Source organism: Helicobacter vulpis, assembly GCF_003660395.1.
In the GTDB taxonomy this organism is placed as follows: domain Bacteria; phylum Campylobacterota; class Campylobacteria; order Campylobacterales; family Helicobacteraceae; genus Helicobacter; species Helicobacter vulpis.
On record NZ_QXQT01000009.1, the window covers coordinates 51,948 to 73,174 of the forward strand.

Sequence of the window (21,227 nt, forward strand, 5' to 3'; positions counted from 1 at the left end):
AGAGATGACACGCACCGCTAAAAACATCCTTAAGATAGCCCTCATCAGTCTGTGTTGTATGGCAAGTCTTTTTGCCCATGACAACCAAACAAAAGCCCAGCAAATTAAACAATACCTCTCTATAGCCAACAAGGCTTATCATCGCAAAAATTACAACAAGGCTTTCACATACTTTCAAAAAGCAGCAGATATGGGGAGTGTTAAGGGTTATATCGGTTTGGGGGATCTGTATAGCGACAGTGATAGTGGTTTTAGTGATTATGCGCAAGCCTTGTTCTATTACAAAAAAGCAGCGGATTTAGGGAGTGCAGAGGCTTATTTTTGCCTAGGCTATCTGTATGAAGTGGGTGGCGATTGCGATAGATTCGAATGCGCTGTGAAGCCAGATAATAAAAAAGCCCTGCAATACTTCAAAAAAGCAGGCGACATGGGATATGCAGCAGGCTATCTCGATGCGGGATCGATGTATGAGGGTGATGAAGGCATCCCCAAAGATTACGCCAAAGCCAAAGAATACTACCAAAAGGCAGCAGACATGGGGGAGCCCGCAGCTTACAGTAATTTGGGAATTATGTATGCACATGGTAAAGGTGTCAAGCCCGACAAAGAAAAAGCGCGCCAATACTACCAAAAGGCTTGCAATATGGGTTTTGACACTTCTTGTTGGCTCCTAAAGGAGCTAAAGCACAAGAACTAAAGGAGTGCAAGGTGCTAGGGTTGCAAAGTCTCTAGTAGATTTAAACCAAAGCCCCTTAAAGCCGTGTATTCTGGGTTGTCTTGCGTGGTGATGAGCTTAAAATCCCCAATCCCTAAACTCTTTAAAATCAACGCCCCCACCCCAAAGCTTTTCATGGTGTCTGTCTTGGCTTGTGGATCAATGAAGACGAGGTAACCCCCTTGGGCATGCAGTGTTTGCAGGGCTCTTAGAAAAAAGTGATACTGTTCTGGATGGCTTAAAAAGGTGTGGTCATTTTGCACCACATGGAAGCGCACTAAAGGCACGGCAGGATTGCCAAATTGATAAACATGGTGTTCGCGTTGGAGATGATCTAGGAGTTTAATATAGGTGCAATGGTAATCCATAAAACACGCGGGCGCGCTATACACCAAATGCACGAGATTTTCGGTTTGGAGGCGATAACTCACTAAATCCGACACATACAAAATTTTAAGCTGATGTTCTTGGGCGAAGTCTAGCAAGAACTTATCTCCCCGTTGTGCCATCGAACCATCTTCTTTCATGATCTCACAGATCACACTCACTGGTTTTAGCCCGGCTAACTTGCATAAATCCACGCTCGCCTCTGTGTGCCCCGTGCGCACCAACACCCCCTCATCTTTAGCCACAAGGGGGAAGATATGCCCGGGGCGCACAAAATCTTGCGCGCATGTACTTTCGCGACAGAGCAACTCAATGGTCAAGGATCGCTCATAGGCAGAAATCCCCGTTTTAGCTTGGCGCGCGTCTATAGAAACTGTGAAGGCTGTTTCGTGCTTAGAATCGTTATGGGGTACCATGGGCTGTAAATCAAAACGATGAGCCAGCTCTTTGGTGAGGGAAACACAGATCAGCCCACGGGCATGTTTGGCCATGAAATTGATCTTGTCTGGATGGCTAAACTCCCCGGCCATCACCAAATCCCCCTCATTTTCGCGATCTTCATCGTCCATAAGAATAATAAGATGTCCTTGTTGGATGGCCATAATGGCCTCTTGCACTCTCTCTAAAACGCCTTGCATCATATCCCCTTTGAATTGATCGCGCCATTGTAGCACAAAATGAAAACAACACTCAGAGTTTAAAAAAACCATGTTAAAATACGCGCTTTGCAAAGGATGATCATGGAAAAGATTATCGGGGTGATGGGCGCGATGCCCGAGGAGATCGCCCCTTTTTTAGCCCTCTTTGGCGCGCACACGCAGGAAAACATAGGGGGCAATGTGTTTTATTTGATCCCCTTTAAGGGCATGCGTATCGTGTTAGCCTATAGCAAGATCGGCAAGGTGCATGCCGCCACCACGGCCAGTACGATGTTGTTGCGTTATGGCGTACAAGCCTTGATTTTTAGTGGGGTGGCGGGGGGGCTTGCCCCTCACTTGCGCATTAACGATCTGCTACTAGCGACCAAACTTTGCCAAGCCGATGTGAATCTATGCGCCTTTGGACACCCTTTAGGCTTTATCCCGGAGAGTGCGCTATTTGTGCAAAGCGATCCCAAATTAAACGCCCTAGCCCAGAGCGTGGCACAGGATTTGGACATTGTGCTTAAAAGCGGGGTGGTCGCCACTTGCGATCAATTTGTCAGCTCCAAAGAACGCAAGGCAGAATTGGTACGCGACTTCGGGGCAGATGTGGTGGAGATGGAGGGGGCCAGCGTGGGCTTTGTGTGCACGAATTTTGGCGTGCCCTTTTGTGTACTGCGCAGTGTGAGCGATAGCGCTAATGGAGAAGCCCCGCAGGATTTTGATCGCTTTTTAGCCCAAAGTGCCCAAACCAGCGCGCGCTTTGTCTTCAACATGCTAGAAAAGATGGCTACTTGACAAGTAGATAAAAAAAGTGTTATAATTAAAATTTGTGTTAGTGCTGGCTTAGCTCAATTGGTAGAGCAGCTGCCTTGTAAGCAGCAGGTTGGGGGTTCAAGTCCCTTAGCCAGCTCCGGTGAGATACTCAAGTGGCCAACGAGGGCAGACTGTAAATCTGCTGACTTTCGTCTTCCGTGGTTCGAATCCACGTCTCACCACCAGCGCGGGAATAGCTCAGTTGGCTAGAGCATCAGCCTTCCAAGCTGAGGGTCGCGGGTTCGAGTCCCGTTTCCCGCTCCATTAGGGGGTTTTTAGATGCCCATATAGCTCAGGGGTTAGAGCACTTCCTTGGTAAGGAAGAGGTCGGCGGTTCAATTCCGCTTATGGGCTCCAGTGCAACTATCCCTAAAGGCTTTAAAATTTAAATATAGGAGCGCAAATGGCAAAAGCAAAGTTTGAAAGAAACAAACCCCATGTCAATGTGGGTACCATCGGGCATGTGGACCATGGTAAAACCACTTTGAGCGCAGCGATTTCTGCCGTGCTATCCCTAAAAGGTTTAGCCGAGCTCAAAGACTATGACAACATTGACAACGCCCCCGAAGAAAAAGAAAGGGGCATTACCATCGCCACTTCTCACATTGAATACTCTACAGAAAACCGCCACTATGCCCATGTGGACTGCCCCGGACACGCCGACTATGTCAAAAACATGATCACCGGCGCTGCCCAAATGGACGGCGCGATTTTGGTCGTTTCAGCGGCTGATGGCCCCATGCCCCAAACCCGTGAGCATATTCTACTCGCACGCCAAGTGGGTGTACCCCATATCGTGGTGTTTTTGAACAAGCAAGACATGGTAGACGATCAAGAACTCTTAGACCTCGTAGAAATGGAAGTGCGCGAACTCTTGAGCGCCTATGACTTCCCCGGGGACGACACCCCTATTATTGCCGGCTCCGCGCTCAAAGCCCTAGAAGAAGCCAAATCCGGCAACATCGGCGAATGGGGGCAAAAAGTGCTCGATTTGATGGCACAAGTGGATGGTTATGTGCCCACCCCTGAGCGCGACACAGAAAAAGCCTTCTTGATGCCCGTAGAAGATGTGTTCTCCATTGCAGGGCGTGGCACTGTGGTAACTGGTAGGATTGAGCGTGGCGTGGTCAAAATTGGCGATGAAGTGGAAATTGTGGGGATTAAAGACACCCAAAAAACCACCGTTACTGGTGTGGAAATGTTTCGCAAAGAGCTTGACAAGGGCGAAGCGGGCGACAATGTGGGCGTGTTGCTCAGAGGCACCAAGAAAGAAGAAGTCTTTAGGGGTATGGTGCTTTGTAAACCCGGCTCCATCACACCTCATAAGAAATTTGAAGGCGAGGTGTATGTGCTCTCCAAAGAAGAGGGCGGCCGCCACACGCCTTTTTTCAATGGCTATCGCCCCCAATTCTATGTACGCACCACCGATGTAACCGGCTCTATCACCTTGCCTGAGGGCACTGAAATGATCATGCCCGGGGATAACACCAAAATCGTGGTGGAGCTCATCAGTTCTATCGCTCTAGAAGTGGGTACAAAATTTGCCATCCGTGAAGGCGGTAAAACCGTGGGCGCGGGCGTGGTAACAAAGATCCTTGAATAGGGATAAGCATGAAAATCAAGGTTGGTTTGAAATGCGCAGATTGTGCAGAAATCAATTACAGCACAACCAAGAATGCCAAGACAAACACGGAAAAACTGGAGCTCAAAAAATTTTGCCCTAGGGAGAATAAGCGCACCACGCATAAAGAGGTTAAACTCAAAAGCTAGGGGTGCTTGGGGGGGACATAGGTCAGTAGCTCCAATGGTAGAGCGCCGGTCTCCAAAACCGATTGTTGGGGGTTCGAGTCCCTCCTGGCCTGCCATGGTGGCAAAAGAAAGTTGGTGGAATGAAAAAGTGGTTATCCCATTATAGATTGACAAAAGAAGAGCTATCAAAGGTGATCTTCCCGCTCAAAGAGCAGATTCGCAATGCCCTAGTTTCTGTGGTGGTTGTGGTGAGCATCATTACCTTGTTTTTGGCTTTGATCGATTTTGTTTTGTCGTCTTTTGTGGCTAGCATTCTGTAGGGGGTTTTGATGGAGTGGTATGCGATTCAGACCTATTCAGGAAGCGAGCAGGCGGTTAAAAAGGCCATTGAAAACATGGTCAGAGAGAATAATATTGAGGATCGGGTGCAAGAGGTGATTGTACCCACTGAAGATGTGATTGAGCTCTCCAAAAAGAGTAAGAATAAAGTTACAGAACGCTCCCTTTATCCCGGGTATGTCTTTATTAAGGTGGATTTAGACACGGTGTTATGGCATAAAATCCAATCTCTGCCACGGGTGAGCCGTTTTATTGGAGAGAGCAAAAAACCCACGCCTCTAAGCGATGCGGACATTGGCAATATTTTAGAGAAGATGACCAACCGCGCCGCGCCCAAACCCAAGATTTACTACGAAAAGGGCGAGGTGGTGCGCATCATTGAGGGTCCCTTTGCTAACTTCACTGCCACAGTGGAGGAATACGATGTAGAGCACCGCAAACTCAAACTCAATGTCTCCATCTTTGGGCGCAACACCTTGATTGAGATTTTATATTCTCAAGTGGAAAAAATCATCTAAGGAGAGTGCATGGCAAAAAAGGTTGTCGGCGAAATTAAATTGCAAATCCCAGCTGGGAAAGCCAATCCCTCCCCGCCCGTAGGTCCGGCTTTAGGCCAAAGGGGGGTCAATATCATGGAATTTTGCAAGGCGTTTAACGAGAGAACAAAGGACATGGGGAGTTTTAATATCCCAGTGATCATCACGGTTTATCAGGATAAGAGTTTTACCTTTATCACCAAAAAACCCCCGATGACCGATCTCATCAAAAAGGCCAGCGGGGTGGCTAAGGGGGCAGATAACCCCTTGAAAAACAAAGTAGGGCAGTTGAGCATGCAACAGGTAGAAGAGATCGCTAAAAATAAGTTAGAAGATCTCAACACCACGGATTTAGAAGCGGCAAAACGCATTGTGATGGGCAGCGCTAAGAGCATGGGCATTGAGATTGTGGAAGGATAGCAATGGCAAAGTTAGCAAAACGGTTAGCAAAATTAGCGGGTCAATTTGAAAGAGAAAAGGTTTATAGTTTAGAGGAGGGTGTGGGGGTGCTCAAATCCCTAGCTTCGGCTAAATTTGATGAAACTGTGGAAGTGGCGTTGCGTCTAGGGGTGGACCCAAGACATGCCGATCAAATGGTGCGCGGGGCGGTGGTTTTGCCCCATGGCACGGGCAAAAAAGTGCGCGTGGCCGTCTTTGCTAAGGATATTAAACTAGATGAAGCCAAAGAAGCGGGGGCCGATGTGGTCGGGGGCGAGGATTTGGCTGAAGAAATCAAGAATGGGAATACCAATTTTGACATGGTGATCGCCACTCCGGACATGATGGCCGTGGTGGGCAAGGTGGGGCGCATTTTAGGCCCTAAGGGCTTGATGCCCAACCCTAAAACGGGCACGGTTACCATGGACATCAAAAAGGCCGTGAGCAATGCCAAGAGCGGGCAGGTGAATTTTCGCGTGGATAAAAAGGGCAATTTGCACGCCCCTGTGGGCAAGGCCAGCTTTGGAGTTGCGCAAATTAAAGAGAATATGCTTGAATTGGTGCGCGCGGTCAATAAGCTCAAACCTAGCACCTCTAAGGGGAAGTATATCCGCAATAGTGTGGTGTCCTTGAGCATGTCCCCGGGCGTGCGTCTCAACGCCCAAGAATTGATGGATGTCAAGTAGTTGATCTTAGACTGAAGAAACAAGGGTCTTTGGACTTGAATAACCCCTATGGGTTGCCTTGTGGAAGTTGAAGTCGGAAAGGAGGAATCATGAACAAGGAAGAAAAGCAAGAGTTGGTTGCCACCCTAAAGGACGCTTTTGCCGGCATGGAAGCCTTAGCCGTGTGCGATTACAAGGGCTTGAGTGTGAAGCATTTGGAGCAGTTGCGCGCCCAAGCACGCGCGCAGGGCATTAAAGTGCAGGTGATTAAGAACACTCTAGCCAGCCTCGCGCTCCAAGAAGCGCAACTACCCTCTTTAGAACTCAAAGAGACGAATTTATTTGTTTGGGGCGGTGATCAAATCGCGCTCTCAAAAGTGGTGATGGGCTTTGCTAAGGAGCATAAGGAACACTTCAGCGTGAAGCTTGGGCTATATGAAAAGCAGGCTGTAGATGGCGCGCACATTGAGGCGATTTCTAAGCTCCCCAGCAAGCAAGAACTCATTGGCATGTTGTTGTCAGTGTGGAGCGCGCCAGCAAGGTATTTTGTTACCGGTCTGGACAATCTGAGAAAATCAAAAGAAGAAGCATAAAGGATCAACATGGCAATTAGCAAAGAGGAGCTTTTAGAGCATATTGGAAACATGAGCGTGCTAGAACTCTCTGAACTGGTCAAAGCCTTTGAAGAGAAGTTTGGCGTGAGCGCGGCACCCACTGTGGTGGCTGGAGCGGGGGGGGCTGTGGCCGCTGAAGCGGTGGAAGAAAAGACCGAATTTAGTGTGGTGTTGGCCGAAACCGGGGCTGAGAAGATTAAGGTCATTAAGGTGGTGCGCGAGATCACTGGCTTGGGCTTGAAAGAGGCCAAAGAAGCCACTGAGAAAACCCCCCATGTGCTCAAAGAGGGCGTGAATAAAGAAGAGGCCGAAACGCTCAAAAAGAAATTAGAAGAAGTCGGGGCGAAGGCTGAGATCAAGTGAATCGCCTTTAAAAAAGGAGGGGGGAATGTTATTTTAAGGGGATTTCCATGCGTGTTTGCTAAAGCCGACATTTTAGGTAAATGCGCGTGGCTATTTATCTACAATGCCAACTTTACACATCCCACAAAGGTTTTAACATGCAATATTCAAGCTTGACTCACCGCTTGCGTGCGGATTTTACAAAAATGGCTCAGGAGTTGGAAGTTCCCAATTTATTGCTTTTGCAAAAAGACAGCTATGAGGCGTTTCTCTATCCTAAAGAGGGCAGAGAGAGCGGGATTGAACGGGTGTTTAAATCCGTCTTCCCCATTCATGATACCCAAAATCGCATCAGTTTAGAATATGTGGATTGCGAATACGGCAAGAGCAAGTACACCGTGCGCGAAGCGATGGAGCGGGGCATCACCTACTCTGTACCCTTGAAAATTAAGATTCGCTTGATTCTATGGGAAAAGGATGCCAAAACCGGAGAGAGACTAGGGACTAAGGACATCAAAGAACAGAGTATCTTTATTCGCGAAATCCCCTTGATGACCGATCGCACTTCTTTTATCATCAATGGGGTGGAGCGCGTGGTGGTCAACCAATTACACCGCAGCCCCGGGGTGATTTTTAAAGAAGAGAAATCCACCACCAGCGCGAATAAACTCATCTACACCGGGCAGATCATCCCCGATCGAGGCTCATGGCTGTATTTTGAATACGACGCTAAAGACATCTTGCATGTGCGTATCAACAAACGCCGCAAGGTCTCTGCTACCATTCTCTTTCGCGCGCTAGGCTATAGCAAGCAGGACATTATCCGCATTTTCTACCCCCTTTTGAAAGTGCGTTGTGATCAGGGCAAGTACTTCATCCCCTTTGAGAATGTCAATCTCAACGAACGCATTGAGTTTGACATCAAGGATACGCAGGGCAACTTGTTGGTTAGCGCGAATAAAAAAGTGAGCAGCAAAAAGCTCAAAGAACTCAAAGAGAGCAAAATTGAATGGGTGGAATACCCCAGCGATATTTTGCGCAACCGCTATTTGGCTGAACCTATTTTAGATTCTCAAGGGGAGGTTTTACTAGATAGCCTCACTTTGCTAGAAGCCCCCAAACTAGAAAAAATCCAAGAAGCCGGCGTGAGTGAATTTGTGATCGCCAATGATTTAGCCCTAGGTCATGATGCGGCGTTGATTCACTCCTTTCTAGGCGATGCGGAAGCGTTGCGCCTGCTCAAGCAGAGCGAAAAAATTGAAGATGAAAGCGCGTTGGCCGCGGTGCGCATTTACAAGGTCATGCGCCCAGGTGATCCAGTAACCCCAGATGTGGCCAAGGCCTATGTACAACAGCTCTTCTTTGATCCTGAGCGCTACGATCTAACTATGGTGGGGCGCATGAAAATGAATCACAAATTGCATGTCAAAGTGCCCGATTATGTGACCGTGCTCACCCATGAGGACATCATCGCCACCATGAAATACCTCATCAAGATCAAGAACGGGCAGGGGCAAATTGACGATCGCGATCACTTGGGCAACCGCCGAATCCGCGCGGTGGGCGAGCTCTTGGCCAATGAGTTGCATGAGGGCTTGATGAAAATGCAAAAGACCATCAAGGACAAACTCACCACCATGAACAGCTCTCTAGACGCGCTCATGCCCCATGATTTAGTCAATTCTAAGATGATCACCAGCACTATTTTAGAGTTCTTCATGAGCGGGCAACTCTCCCAGTTTATGGATCAAACCAACCCCCTCTCTGAGGTGACGCATAAACGCCGCCTCTCTGCGCTGGGTGAGGGCGGGTTGGTCAAAGATCGCGTGGGCTTTGAGGCTAGAGATGTGCACCCCACCCATTATGGGCGTATTTGTCCCATTGAAACCCCTGAGGGGCAAAATATCGGGCTCATCAACACCCTTTCTACCTTTACACGGGTCAATGACTTAGGCTTCATTGAAGCCCCCTATAGAAAGGTGATCGATGGCAGAGTGAGCGAGGAAGTGGTCTACTTGACTGCGATCCAAGAAGAAGGGCAGGTGATCGCCCCAGCAAGCACGCGCATAGACGCACAAGGGCATATTCTAGATGATTTCTTAGAAGCGCGCGTGGGCGGGGAAATTGTCATGCGCGAAAAACACAAGGTTACCCTGATGGATTTGAGCTCGCGCATGCTCGTGGGCGTAGCGGCTTCTTTGATCCCCTTTTTAGAGCATGATGACGCTAACCGCGCCTTGATGGGTACGAATATGCAACGCCAAGCCGTCCCCCTTCTCAAATCAGAAGCCCCCATTGTGGGAACGGGGATTGAAAGCATTGTCGCGCGCGATTCATGGGGGAGTATCAAGGCAACGCGCAGCGGGATCGTAGAAAAGGTGGATTCTAAGAATATTTACATTCTAGGCGAGGGGGAGCAGACCTATATTGACGCTTATTTGTTGCAAAAGAATTTGCGCACCAACCAAAACACTTGTTTTAACCAAAACCCCATCGTGAAAGTGGGCGATCGCGTGGAGGCCGGGCAGATTATCGCCGATGGGCCAAGCATGGATGCAGGGGAATTGGCCTTAGGCAAGAATATCCGCGTGGCGTTCATGCCTTGGAATGGTTATAATTTTGAGGACGCGATCGTGGTGAGCGAGAAGATCACTAAAGATGATGTGTTCACCTCCGTACATGTCTATGAGAAGGAAATTGAAGCAAGGGAACTCAAGCACGGGATCGAAGAATTCACCCCGGACATTCCGGATGTCAAGGAAGAAGAAGTCGCGCATTTGGACAGCGGGGGGATTGTCAAGATTGGGACCTATGTCAATGCCGGGATGATTTTAGTGGGCAAGGTTTCGCCCAAGGGCGAGATGAAGAGCACGCCAGAAGAGCGGCTTTTGCGCGCTATCTTTGGGGACAAGGCCGGGCATGTGGTCAATAAGTCGCTTTATTGCCCCCCCTCTTTAGAGGGGATTGTGATTGGGGTGCATATCCTCACTAAAAAAGGTTATGAAAAAGACGCGCGCGCCATTAGTGCCTATGAGGAGGAAAAGGCCGCATTGGACATCGAGCATTACGATCGCCTTACCATGCTCAATCGCGAAGAACTCTTGCAAATCAGCGCGCTTTTTTCTAAAGAACCCCTGCAAGAGAGCGCTAATCTAAACGACACCACCTATCCTAAAGGGAGCAAAATCCCTAAGGAAGTGGTGATGGAGATCAACCGCTTTGGCCTCGCCTCTTTGGCCAAAAAGTACAAAAAGGGCATTCAAGATCAATTCGAGCACATCAAGATAAATTTCTTAGAACAAAAGAAAATTTTGGGCGAAGAACACGAAGAAAAACTCTCCATTTTGGAGAAAGACGATATTTTACCCAATGGGGTAATCAAACAAGTAAAAGTCTACATCGCCACCAAGCGCAAGCTCAAGGTGGGTGATAAAATGGCCGGACGGCATGGCAATAAGGGCATTGTCTCTAATATCGTGCCCATAGCCGACATGCCCTATACGGCCGATGGGCAACCTGTAGATATTGTACTCAACCCTCTGGGTGTGCCAAGCCGGATGAATATTGGCCAGATCCTAGAAGTGCATTTAGGCTTGGTGGGCAAACAGCTAGGCGCACAAATTGACACGCTTTTAAAAGAGCACACCCAAGACATGCTCTCTAAATTGCGCGCCAAAATGCTAGAGATCGCCCATGTGGTCAATGTCCAAAACGACACACTGGCCAAAATGCTAGAAAATTGCCCAGATGAAACCTTGCTCGCCTACGCGCGCGATTGGAGCTCAGGGGTGAAATTTGCTATTCCCGTCTTTGAGGGCATTAGCGAAGAACAGTTCAAACGCCTTTTTGAGTTGGCCCAGATCGATCCCGATGGCAAGATCGAGCTTTATGACGGACGCACGGGCGAAAAGATGAAAGAGCGGGTGAATGTGGGCTATATGTACATGCTCAAACTCCACCACTTGGTGGATGAAAAAGTGCATGCCAGAAGCACAGGGCCTTATTCTTTGGTAACCCAGCAACCTGTTGGCGGGAAAGCCCTCTTTGGAGGGCAACGCTTTGGGGAAATGGAGGTGTGGGCACTAGAATCCTATGGGGCAGCCCACACGCTCAAAGAAATGCTCACGGTCAAATCTGATGACATCAAGGGGCGCGAGAACGCCTATAAAGCGGTAGCACGGGGCGAACATGTGGGCGAATCTGAAATCCCTGAAACTTTCTATGTCCTCACTAAAGAATTGCAGTCCTTGGGGCTAGATGTGAATATCTTTGGGGATGAAGTGGACGAATTTGGTGTCTCTAAGCCCATCGCCATCAAAGAGGACGAACGCCCTAAAGACTTTAGCTCTTTCCAGCTCACCTTAGCCAGCCCAGATAAAATTCGCGAGTGGAGTTATGGGGAGGTCAAAAAGCCAGAGACCATCAATTACCGCACCCTCAAACCCGAACGGGATGGCCTCTTTTGCATGAAAATCTTTGGGCCCACCAAAGATTACGAATGCCTGTGCGGGAAGTATAAAAAACCCCGCTATAAGACCATTGGGAGCTGTGAGAAATGCGGGGTAGCTATCACCAGCTCTAAGGTGCGCTCTTTTCGCATGGGGCATATTGAATTAGCCACCCCTGTGGCGCATATTTGGTATGTCAATTCTCTACCTAGCCGCATTGGCACGCTTTTAGGCATTAAAATGAAGGATTTGGAGCGCGTGCTCTACTATGAGGCCTATATTGTGCAAGAACCCGGGGAGGCCTTTTACGACCATGAAAACACCAAGCCAGTCTGCAAATACGACATTTTAAACGAGGAGCAATTCCAAAATATCGCGCGCTATTATGAAAATAGGGGGTTTGTGGCGCACATGGGCGGGGAAGTGATCAAACAACTCTTAGAAGAGTTGGATTTGATGTCCTTACTCAAAAGCCTCAAAGAGGAGATCAAGGGGACTAGCTCGGACGCTAAGAAAAAAAGGCTTATCAAACGCCTTAAGGTCGTAGAAAGCTTTTTAAATTCGGGCAATCGCCCCGAGTGGATGGTGCTCACCGCTTTGCCCGTCCTGCCCCCAGATTTACGCCCCCTTGTGGCTTTAGATGGGGGTAAATTCGCCGTGAGCGATGTCAATGAATTGTATCGCCGGGTGATTAATCGCAACCAACGCTTGAAACGACTCATGGAGTTGGGCGCGCCAGAAATCATTGTACGCAATGAAAAGCGTATGTTACAAGAAGCCGTTGATGCGTTGTTTGACAATGGGCGCAACGCCAACGCGGTTAAAGGCGCGAACAAACGCCCCTTAAAATCCCTCTCTGAGATCATCAAGGGCAAGCAAGGACGATTCCGCCAAAACTTGCTAGGCAAGCGGGTGGATTTCTCAGGGCGTAGCGTGATTGTGGTGGGGCCTAATTTGCAGATGGATCAATGCGGCCTGCCCAAGACTATGGCCCTAGAGCTTTTCAAACCCCATTTGCTTTCAAAACTAGAAGAAAAGGGCTTTGCGACCACGCTCAAACAGGCCAAGCGCATGATCGAGCAAAAAACCAATGAAGTTTGGGAATGCCTAGAAGAAATCGTGCACAGTTACCCGGTCTTGCTCAACCGCGCGCCCACCTTGCACAAGCAATCCATCCAAGCCTTCCACCCTAAACTCATTGATGGCAAGGCGATTCAACTCCACCCCCTTGTGTGCTCGGCCTTTAACGCCGACTTTGATGGGGATCAAATGGCCGTGCATGTCCCCTTGAGTCAAGAGGCCATCACTGAGTGCAAGGTGCTTATGTTAAGTTCTATGAACATTCTCTTGCCCGCCAGTGGGAAGGCGGTGGCCGTGCCCAGTCAGGACATGGTGCTAGGGCTTTACTATCTCTCTTTGGAGAAGAGCGGGGTACTAGGCGAGCACAAACTCTTTTCTAGCGTACATGAAGTACTCACCGCCATAGACGCTAAGGAATTGGACATCCATGCCAAGGTACGCGTGTTACAAGGCCACCATGTCTTGCACACCAGCGCGGGGCGTTTGGTGCTCAAATCCATTTTGCCCGATTTCGTACCCCCTCATTTGTGGAATCGGGTGATGAAGAAGAAGGACATCGGGGCGTTGGTGGACTTTGTGCATAAAGAAAGCGGAATCGGCCAAACCGCGCGCTTTTTAGACGATCTAAAAATGTTGGGCTTTAGGTATGCGACTAAGGCGGGCATTTCTATCTCCATGGACGACATCATCACCCCCACGCACAAACACAGCCTCGTAGAAGAGGCTAAAGAAAAGGTCAAATCCATCCAAGCCCAATTTGAAAGCGGTAGCTTGAGCAGTCAAGAGAGAACCAATAAGATCATTGACATTTGGGGGGAAGTCAATGAATTGACGGGTAAAGAGATGATGGACACCATCGCCGAGGACAAGCAGGGATTTAACTCCATTTACATGATGGCTGATAGTGGCGCGCGCGGTTCTTCTACGCAAATCAGGCAATTAGGCAGCATGCGCGGGTTAATGACCAAACCCGATGGTACGATCATTGAAACCCCTATCATCTCCAACTTCAAAGAGGGCTTGAATGTGCTAGAGTATTTCAACTCCACGCACGGGGCGCGCAAGGGGCTAGCCGACACCGCGCTCAAAACCGCTACAGCGGGGTATTTGACGCGCAAACTCATCGATGTCGCCCAAAATGTGAAGGTGGTTCAAGAGGATTGCGGCACGCATGAAGGCATTGAGATCACCGATATTACTGTGGGGAGCGAGCTTATTGAGCCTTTAGAAGAGCGCATCTTTGGGCGCATTTTGGTAGAGGACATCATCGATCCCCTCACCAATGAGATCTTGCTCAATACAGACACCCTCATTGATGAAGAAAAGGCTAGAAAAATCATCGAAGCGGGGATCAAATCGGTTACGATTCGCACCCCGGTAACTTGCAAGGCGCATAAGGGGGTGTGTGCGAAGTGCTATGGTCTGAATTTGGGCGAGGGCAAGATGGTTAAACCGGGTGAAGCGGTGGGGGTGGTGGCCGCCCAGTCCATTGGCGAGCCAGGCACCCAACTCACTTTGCGTACCTTCCACGTGGGCGGGACTGCTTCTAGAAGTCAAGAGGAGCGCGAGATTGTGGCTAGCAAGGAAGGCTTCGTGCGTTTCTTCAACATCAAAACCTATCGCAATAAAGAGGGGAAAAATATCATCGCCAACCGCCGCAACGCGGCCATCTTTGTGGTCGAACCCAAGATCAAAGCCCCTTTTGATGGAGTGTTAAAAATCGATCACAGCCATGAGGAGGTGATCGTGAATGTGGTTGGTGCTAATCAAGAGGCGCGTTTTGTGTTGCGCAAAAGCGATGTGGCTAAACCCAATGAATTGGCCGGAGTGAGCGGCAAGATTGAGGGGAAAATCTATTTGCCCTATGAAAGCGGGCATGCTGTCCGTCAAGGTGGGAGTATTGCAGACATTATTAAGGATGGCTGGAATGTGCCCAACCGCATCCCCTATGCCAGCGAGATCGCTATTAACGACAATGATCCCATCACCCAAGACATCTATGCCAAAGAAAAGGGTGTGGTGCGCTACTATAATTTGGTGGGCGATCATTTAGAGCGCGCCCTAGACATCAAGGCGGGCATGGTGGTAGAAGAGAAGGGCTTATTTGCCGTAGTGGCTGATGAAAACGACCAAGAGGCGATTCGCCACTACATCGCGCGCGGTTCGCTTGTTAAGGTGGAGGACAATAGCGCGGTGGAAAAAGAGACCTTATTAGTAGAAGCCAATCAGGAGGCAAAAAATCTCATCGCGACATGGGACCCTTACAGCACACCTGTTATTGCAGATGTAAAAGGGGTGGTGCGTTTCATAGATTTGATTGTCGGGGTGAGTATCACCACTAAAGAGGATGACACAACGGGGGCGACCTCGACGACCATCAACGAGCATGTGCCCAGCGACTTGAAACCCCGTTTGTACATAGAGTGCGAGGGGCAGGAGGGCGTGTTCTACTCCCTAGAACCCAAGACCTCCATCGTGGTAACAGAGGGAGCGCAGGTAGAAGTGGCCGATGTTTTGGCTAGAATCCCTAAAGCCACCGCCAAGTCTAAGGACATCACAGGGGGCTTACCCCGTGTTTCAGACATTTTTGAGGCGCGCAAATCCAAGCCTAAAGACACCGCGATTCTCTCTGAGATCGATGGCGTAGTGAGCTTTGGCAAAGCGGTGCGCAATAAAGAACGCGTGATCATCACGTCCTCAGAGGGGCGCAGTGTGGAGTACTTCGTAGACAAGGGCAAGCAAATTTTAGTACACCCCAATGAATTTGTGCACGCGGGCGAGGCGATCACAGAGGGGGTAGTGAGCAGCCATGATATTTTGCGTATCAGTGGGGAAAAAGAGCTCCACAAATACATCGTGAGCGAAGTACAACAGGTCTATCGCCGTCAGGGGGTGAGCATTGCGGACAAACACATCGAGATTATCGTCTCGCAGATGTTGCGCCAAGTGCGCATTTTGGATAGCGGGGACACGAAATTTATCGAGGGGGATTTGGTGAGCAAAAAGCATTTCAAAGAAGAAAACCAACGCATCTTAGCCCTTAAGGGGGAACCGGCCATCGCCGAGCCCGTGTTACTAGGAATCACCCGCGCAGCCATTGGGAGCGATAGCATTATCTCAGCGGCTTCTTTCCAAGAAACCACGAAGGTACTCACAGAAGCCAGCATCGCTATGAAGAAGGACTTCTTAGAGGACTTGAAAGAAAATGTGGTCTTGGGGCGCATGATCCCTGTGGGTACGGGGCTGTACAAAGACAAAAGGGTCTGTCTCAAGTTAGAAGAGCAGAATGATTAACTAAAAAGCCCCGCGCGCGGGGCTGCTGCCCCCTTGAATCGCTTAGGGGCCCCATTTTGCCAACTCCAGTAGTTCCATCAAGTCTTCAGATTAGCATATGTAAAATTACTTTATCATAATAAGTTTGAGCATTTTAGTATTTGACAAGTAACATAAATTAGGCTATAATAATACAATTACCACTAAAAAAGGCAGTTTTATGTTCAAAAAAGCTCTTTGGATGGCGGCTCTGTGCTCTTGTACTTGGGCGAGTACCTTGAACTTTGCCACCTCGCAAAATGTCGGGCCGCTCAACCCCCACCTCTATTCACCCAATGAAATGTTTGCCCAAGCGATGGTCTATGAAGCCCTCACGCGCTATGATGAAAAGGGCAATATCCACCCCCACCTAGCCACCAGTTGGAAGGTTGAAAATGGGGGCAAGCGCTATGTCTTTAAACTCAGAGAAGATGTATACTTTAGCGATGGGACAAAATTTGATGCCCAAGCGGTCAAGGCAAATTTTGACGCGATTTTAAATAATTTGGATCGCCACACTTGGTTAGAGCTCTCTAATGTCTTGATCAATTGTGAGGTGGTCGACCCTTACACGATCGCCCTCAATCTCAAACACCCCTATGAACCCACCTTGAAAGAACTTAGCTTGATTCGCCCCTATCGCTTTATGTCCCCTAAGGCGATGATCAATAACCAAAGCAAAGAGGGGATTAAACAGGCTGTGGGCACAGGGCCCTTTAAGCTGGAGAGTTCTCAACTAGGCGTGAGCGATACCTTTGTAAAAAATGAACATTATTGGGGAGAGAAAGCCCATTATGATAAAGTAGTGGGTAAGGTGATCCCCAACCCCAACACCAAGATTGTCGCCCTCAAAACCGGCCAAATTGACCTCATTTATGCTAGCGAACAAATCCCCTTAGATGTGATCAGCGATCTAAAAAAGAACTTCAATGTCTCTTTATCTGAACCGATCAACACCTTAGTGGTCGCGCTCAATTCTAAAAAATTCCCCACCTCCGATCTGAGTGTGCGCAAGGCCTTGAACATGGCCTTGAATAAGGAGCTCATCACAAAGAATGTCTTCTTTGACACCCAAAAGCCCGCAGGCTTCTTGTTTTCTAAAGACCTGCCCCATTGCAATATTGACTCTAAAGCCTACCGCTTTGATCTCAAGGCGGCTAACGCGCTCTTGCAAAAAGATGGCTGGGTATTGCACAAAGATGGTTACCGCTACAAACATGGCAAAAAACTTAGTCTAGATTTTGTCTACGAGGGGCATAACGCCGCCTTCAAATCAGTCGCCCAGATCGCCCAAGCCAATTTTAGAAAAATCGGGGTGGATGTGGAACTGAAGGCCAGCGAGAGCAGTATGTTTTATAAACGGCAAAAAAGCGGGGATTTCCATTTGATCTTTAATCGCACTTGGGGGCTTCCCTATGACCCAGAGATGTTTTTAGCCTCGATGCGCACCCCCTCGCATGCAGACTATCAAGCCCAATCAGGCCTCAAGCTCAAGCCCAAAATTGATGCGCAAATCTCTAAAATGCTCACCACCTTTAACCCCCGTGCCAAGGACACCTTCATCAAGTGGGTTTTAGAAACCCTGCATGATCAGGCTGTATACATCCCTATTTCCTATGAAACCAATATCGCCATCAGCAATAAAAAAGTCGGCGGCGTGCGCGCCTTGAATCTATCCAATATCATCCCTTTTGAACAGATGTATCCTCAACCCTAATGCGCCAGTACATCTTTAAACGGGCTTTGCTCATCATCCCGATGCTCTTCATCGTGTCCTTTGTGATCTTCTTTATGTTGCGGCTCAATGGCACGGACGCAGCCATGAGTTATCTCAACGCCTCAGGAATTGCGCCCACCGATGCGGCTTTGCAAATGGCGCGCGCCCACTTGGGGCTAGATAAGCCTCTCTTGGAACAATATGCCCTTTGGCTCAAAAACGCCGCGCATGGGGATTTGGGTATTTCTTACATGAGTGCCAGGGCGGTTACTCCAGATATGATCTACTATTTTAAAAATAGCTTGAAGCTCATCGCCTTAGCATTGCTTTTGACTTTTGGACTATCCCTGCCCTTAGGGGTACTCTCTGCGGTATTTAAAGATCGCTTTGTAGATTACGCCATCCGTTTTTTCTCCTTCTTGGGGGTGTGTACCCCTAATTTTTGGTTTGGCTTTGTACTCATTGGTTTTTTCTCAGTCAAATTGGGGTGGTTGCCTCCCTTTGGTTTGGGGGGCTTGGCCCATTTGCTCATGCCCGCCTTTGCCATTAGTTTTATGTCCATCGCCATTAGCGCGCGCTTGATTCGAGCCAACATGCTAGAAAACATGCACGCTAGGCATGTGAATTACGCCAAAATGCGCGGGGTACAAAAAACGCGTTTGGTCTTGAGCCACATTTTAAGAAACGCGCTTTTGCCAGTGGTTACAGCGGTGGGCATGCATTTTGGGGAGCTGGTGGGCGCGGCCATTGTGGTAGAAAATGTCTTTGCCTACCCGGGCACGGGCAACTGGATCGTGGGCGCGATTTTGAACAATGATTACCCCGTGATTTTAGCCTTTATGCTCTTAATGGGAGGGATTTTCATCCTCTCTAATCTCATTATTGATCTATGCTATGTGTGGATCGATCCGCGTATCCGATTGGGGTATCAATGAAATTACACCATTTGCCCATTGTACTGGCCCTATGTATTTTAGCAACCATGTTCGCCCTAGCCCTCTTTGCCCCCTACATCACGCATTACAAACCTGAGGACATCGATCTCTTGGGCAAATTTTTGCCCATGTCTTTTGAACATCTCTTAGGCACAGATCATCTAGGTCGAGATAATTTTGCCCGCTTGATCTATGGGGCGCGCATTTCTCTAAGCTGCGTGTTTTTAACTTTAGTCTTGATTGTGGGCGTGGGCGGGGTCGTGGGGAGTGTGGCCGGCTTTGTGGGCGGGCGTTTTGATCAAATTTTAATGCGCGTGTGCGACCTCTTCTTTGCGATGCCTACAATTGTGCTCTCTTTATTTTTAGTGGGGCTCTTGGGTACGGGGCTGACCAATATCATCATCGCCATCGCGCTCACCCACTGGGCGTGGTACGCGCGCATTGTGCGCTCCATTGTCTTAAGCTTGAAGAATAAAGAATACGTCTTAGTGAGCAAGATGTGCGGGGCTTCAGGGGTGGAAAACTTCAAGAAAAACATGCTCAAACCCATTTTAGCCCAATGCGTGATCGTGGCCACTTTGGACATCGGACATGTCATGCTCCACATCGCAGGCTTAAGCTTCTTGGGGCTGGGGGTCAAATCCCCCACGCCTGAATGGGGGATCATGATCAGCGATGCGAAAGACTTTATCTTTACTTATCCAGAGCTCATTTATTACCCGGGCGCGGCGTTGTTTTTATGTGTGATGAGCTTTAATATCATTGGGGATTATTTGCGCGATAAACTTGATTCTGGCAAGGTAATGGAAAATGCAGCATTTAAACATTAAGATCAACATCGCCAAACAAGAAAGCGCGCTCATAGATTTAGAATTTAACCTAGAGCGTTCTAAGATCACAGCCATGCTAGGCAAGAGCGGGAGCGGGAAGAGTTTGAGCGCCATGTCTATTTTTGGCTTCACTCCCTCTGGCTTTCAAGGGCGTACACAAGTGAGCTTAGGGGGTCAGCCCTACAATGCGCGCCACTTGAGTGCGATCATGCAAAACCCCCGCACCGCTTTTAACACACTAATGACCATCGAGGCGCATGCCATAGAGAGCTTGAAGGTGATAGATAAATGGGACACTTCGGGGCAAAAGCGCATAGAAAAAGCCCTAGAAGATGTGTGTTTGGACTCTAGTGTTTTGCGCAAATACCCCTTTGAACTCAGCGGGGGGATGTTGCAAAGGGCGATGATCGCCCTAGCTTTGCTCAAAGAACCCCAATTCATTATCGCCGATGAACCCACTACTGATCTAGACCTCATTACCCAAAGCAAGATTTTAGAACTCTTATTAGACTTGAAGGCAAAAAAGCAGGTGGGCTTTTTGCTCATCACCCATGATTTTGGCGTAGTCAAACGCATCGCCGATCGTGTATTGGTGGTGAGTGAGGGGCGTATTGTGCAAAGAGGAAGCGTGCAAGAGGTTTTTGAAAACCCGATACACCCCCAAACTAAGTTACTCATAGAGGCCTATAAAAACTTTGGAAAAGGGCAACATGCTAGCGCTTAAAGTCTCTGAACTCAACCATAACTATGAAGTGTTTTCCTTCTTTGGCAATAAGGGGTATTTTAGCGTGCTAAAGGACATCTCTTTTAGTTTAGAACAGGGGCGCGCGCTGGGTTTGATGGGGCTCTCTGGCTCTGGCAAAAGCACTTTAGCCAATATCCTCATGGGTTTTATCCAACCCACCCACGCATACATTGAATTTTTCGGTCAAAGAGCGCGCATGGGCACTCTCACAGAGCGGCGCGCCTTCTACAAACAGGCTCAAATGGTGTTTCAAGACCCGGTAAGCTGTGTCAACCCCTCTTTAAGCGTCTATGAAGTCTTAGCCGAACCCTTAGTGCATTTGCTCCACATTAAGGGGGCAGAGCTCACAGAGCGCATTCAGCAGGCATGCGAGATGTTTCAAATCGCCAAAAAATACCTTCACAAGCGCGCCATTCTTTTAAGTGGGGGCGAGTTAGGGCGGGTGTGTTTGGCGCGCGCCTGCGCGATCGCGCCCAAATTCCTTATTTTAGACGAATCTCTCTCTTCCTTTGACCTGGTCTTGCAGCACCAAATCATCACCCTTTTAAAAGAACTCAAAAAAGAGATTAGCTTTCTCTTTATCACCCACGACCTGCGCCTAGCTAAGGCCTTTTGTGATAACATCATCTTGCTAGACAAGGGCAAGATTGTCGAGCGCATCCTCCCCACCCAGTCCTTTACAAGCCCCTTAGGAAAGGAGTTGGCCCAAGCGGTATTATGAAATAGACCCCCATCCCATGCTAAAATACCCCAAAGAACTACAACAAGGTAGATCACAAGAAGACCCCCCATGCCCACTCTCTTTGACTCTTACATCTCCCCCCCTGCACAACACCCTCTTCACCCCCTACACCCTAGAGCAAGAACTCCCCAAACTCTACAATTTTGCACAGACACAAGAGCAAGCTAAAGCCATCC

The 21,227-nt window shown here is 48.8% G+C and carries 18 protein-coding genes and 5 tRNA genes; 22 read left to right on the forward strand and 1 reads right to left on the reverse strand.

Features of this window, described 5'->3' with window-relative positions; translation table 11 throughout:
* Positions 1 to 4 precede the first annotated feature (4 nt).
* Entirely contained in the window at positions 5 to 697 is a 693-nt protein-coding gene (locus EAO38_RS04390) for a tetratricopeptide repeat protein (protein ID WP_121021522.1), read from the forward strand.
* Positions 698 to 711: 14 nt separating this feature from the next.
* Here EAO38_RS04390 and EAO38_RS04395 read toward each other — a convergent pair whose 3' ends face one another.
* Complete coding sequence (locus EAO38_RS04395; RefSeq protein ID WP_121021524.1) at positions 712 to 1,740, reverse strand: bifunctional 3,4-dihydroxy-2-butanone 4-phosphate synthase/GTP cyclohydrolase II; 1,029 nt, start codon at positions 1,738 to 1,740, stop codon at positions 712 to 714.
* A gap of 102 nt (positions 1,741 to 1,842) precedes the next feature.
* Here EAO38_RS04395 and EAO38_RS04400 point away from each other — a divergent pair, with 102 nt between their 5' ends.
* From EAO38_RS04400 to EAO38_RS04495, 21 genes are all read left to right on the forward strand, one after another.
* On the forward strand, positions 1,843 to 2,541 hold the full coding sequence (locus EAO38_RS04400) for a 5'-methylthioadenosine/adenosylhomocysteine nucleosidase (RefSeq protein WP_121021483.1): 699 nt from the start codon (positions 1,843 to 1,845) through the stop codon (positions 2,539 to 2,541).
* A 42-nt stretch (positions 2,542 to 2,583) separates the two neighbouring features.
* Positions 2,584 to 2,656: transfer RNA gene (locus EAO38_RS04405), tRNA-Thr, on the forward strand.
* Positions 2,657 to 2,658: 2 nt separating this feature from the next.
* A tRNA-Tyr gene (locus EAO38_RS04410) sits at positions 2,659 to 2,744 on the forward strand.
* A 2-nt stretch (positions 2,745 to 2,746) separates the two neighbouring features.
* Positions 2,747 to 2,823: transfer RNA gene (locus tag EAO38_RS04415), tRNA-Gly, on the forward strand.
* Between the two features lie 17 nt (positions 2,824 to 2,840).
* Positions 2,841 to 2,916: transfer RNA gene (locus tag EAO38_RS04420), tRNA-Thr, on the forward strand.
* A gap of 46 nt (positions 2,917 to 2,962) precedes the next feature.
* The gene (gene tuf / locus EAO38_RS04425) at positions 2,963 to 4,162 is read left to right on the forward strand and encodes an elongation factor Tu (protein WP_121021485.1); all 1,200 of its coding nucleotides are present in this window, start codon (positions 2,963 to 2,965) and stop codon (positions 4,160 to 4,162) included.
* An 8-nt stretch (positions 4,163 to 4,170) separates the two neighbouring features.
* Positions 4,171 to 4,329, forward strand: coding sequence for a 50S ribosomal protein L33 (gene rpmG / locus EAO38_RS04430; RefSeq protein WP_013468982.1), 159 nt, complete (start codon positions 4,171 to 4,173; stop codon positions 4,327 to 4,329).
* A gap of 19 nt (positions 4,330 to 4,348) precedes the next feature.
* Positions 4,349 to 4,424: transfer RNA gene (locus EAO38_RS04435), tRNA-Trp, on the forward strand.
* A gap of 24 nt (positions 4,425 to 4,448) precedes the next feature.
* Entirely contained in the window at positions 4,449 to 4,628 is a 180-nt protein-coding gene (gene secE / locus EAO38_RS04440; RefSeq protein WP_121021487.1) for a preprotein translocase subunit SecE, read from the forward strand.
* Between the two features lie 9 nt (positions 4,629 to 4,637).
* On the forward strand, positions 4,638 to 5,165 hold the full coding sequence (gene nusG / locus EAO38_RS04445; RefSeq protein ID WP_121021489.1) for a transcription termination/antitermination protein NusG: 528 nt from the start codon (positions 4,638 to 4,640) through the stop codon (positions 5,163 to 5,165).
* Between the two features lie 9 nt (positions 5,166 to 5,174).
* Positions 5,175 to 5,603 carry a 50S ribosomal protein L11 gene (gene rplK / locus EAO38_RS04450; protein WP_121021491.1) on the forward strand — a complete coding sequence of 143 codons (429 nt, stop codon included), beginning with the start codon at positions 5,175 to 5,177 and terminating at the stop codon, positions 5,601 to 5,603.
* A gap of 2 nt (positions 5,604 to 5,605) precedes the next feature.
* The gene (gene rplA, locus EAO38_RS04455; protein ID WP_121021493.1) at positions 5,606 to 6,307 is read left to right on the forward strand and encodes a 50S ribosomal protein L1; all 702 of its coding nucleotides are present in this window, start codon (positions 5,606 to 5,608) and stop codon (positions 6,305 to 6,307) included.
* Between the two features lie 89 nt (positions 6,308 to 6,396).
* Positions 6,397 to 6,879: a 50S ribosomal protein L10 gene (gene rplJ, locus EAO38_RS04460; protein WP_121021495.1), complete on the forward strand. Its 483-nt coding sequence runs from the start codon at positions 6,397 to 6,399 to the stop codon at positions 6,877 to 6,879.
* Between the two features lie 9 nt (positions 6,880 to 6,888).
* On the forward strand, positions 6,889 to 7,263 hold the full coding sequence (rplL, locus tag EAO38_RS04465; RefSeq protein WP_121021497.1) for a 50S ribosomal protein L7/L12: 375 nt from the start codon (positions 6,889 to 6,891) through the stop codon (positions 7,261 to 7,263).
* A 137-nt stretch (positions 7,264 to 7,400) separates the two neighbouring features.
* Positions 7,401 to 16,064, forward strand: coding sequence for a DNA-directed RNA polymerase subunit beta/beta' (locus EAO38_RS04470; RefSeq protein ID WP_121021499.1), 8,664 nt, complete (start codon positions 7,401 to 7,403; stop codon positions 16,062 to 16,064).
* Between the two features lie 199 nt (positions 16,065 to 16,263).
* Positions 16,264 to 17,799 carry a nickel ABC transporter substrate-binding protein gene (gene nikA, locus EAO38_RS04475; protein WP_121021501.1) on the forward strand — a complete coding sequence of 512 codons (1,536 nt, stop codon included), beginning with the start codon at positions 16,264 to 16,266 and terminating at the stop codon, positions 17,797 to 17,799.
* The gene (locus EAO38_RS04480) at positions 17,799 to 18,734 is read left to right on the forward strand and encodes an ABC transporter permease subunit (protein ID WP_121021502.1); all 936 of its coding nucleotides are present in this window, start codon (positions 17,799 to 17,801) and stop codon (positions 18,732 to 18,734) included. Before nikA ends, EAO38_RS04480 begins: the two co-directional genes overlap by 1 nt.
* Positions 18,731 to 19,564, forward strand: a complete 834-nt coding sequence (nikC, locus tag EAO38_RS04485; RefSeq protein WP_205588345.1) for a nickel ABC transporter permease subunit NikC — start codon at positions 18,731 to 18,733, stop codon at positions 19,562 to 19,564. Before EAO38_RS04480 ends, nikC begins: the two co-directional genes overlap by 4 nt.
* Entirely contained in the window at positions 19,545 to 20,288 is a 744-nt protein-coding gene (locus EAO38_RS08990; protein WP_205588346.1) for an ATP-binding cassette domain-containing protein, read from the forward strand. Before nikC ends, EAO38_RS08990 begins: the two co-directional genes overlap by 20 nt.
* Positions 20,275 to 21,030 carry an ATP-binding cassette domain-containing protein gene (locus EAO38_RS08995; RefSeq protein WP_205588347.1) on the forward strand — a complete coding sequence of 252 codons (756 nt, stop codon included), beginning with the start codon at positions 20,275 to 20,277 and terminating at the stop codon, positions 21,028 to 21,030. The genes EAO38_RS08990 and EAO38_RS08995 overlap by 14 nt, the downstream gene beginning before the upstream one ends.
* Positions 21,031 to 21,046: 16 nt before the next feature.
* On the forward strand, positions 21,047 to 21,227 hold a 181-nt coding region (locus tag EAO38_RS04495), incomplete at its 3' end, for a hypothetical protein (RefSeq protein WP_162982678.1).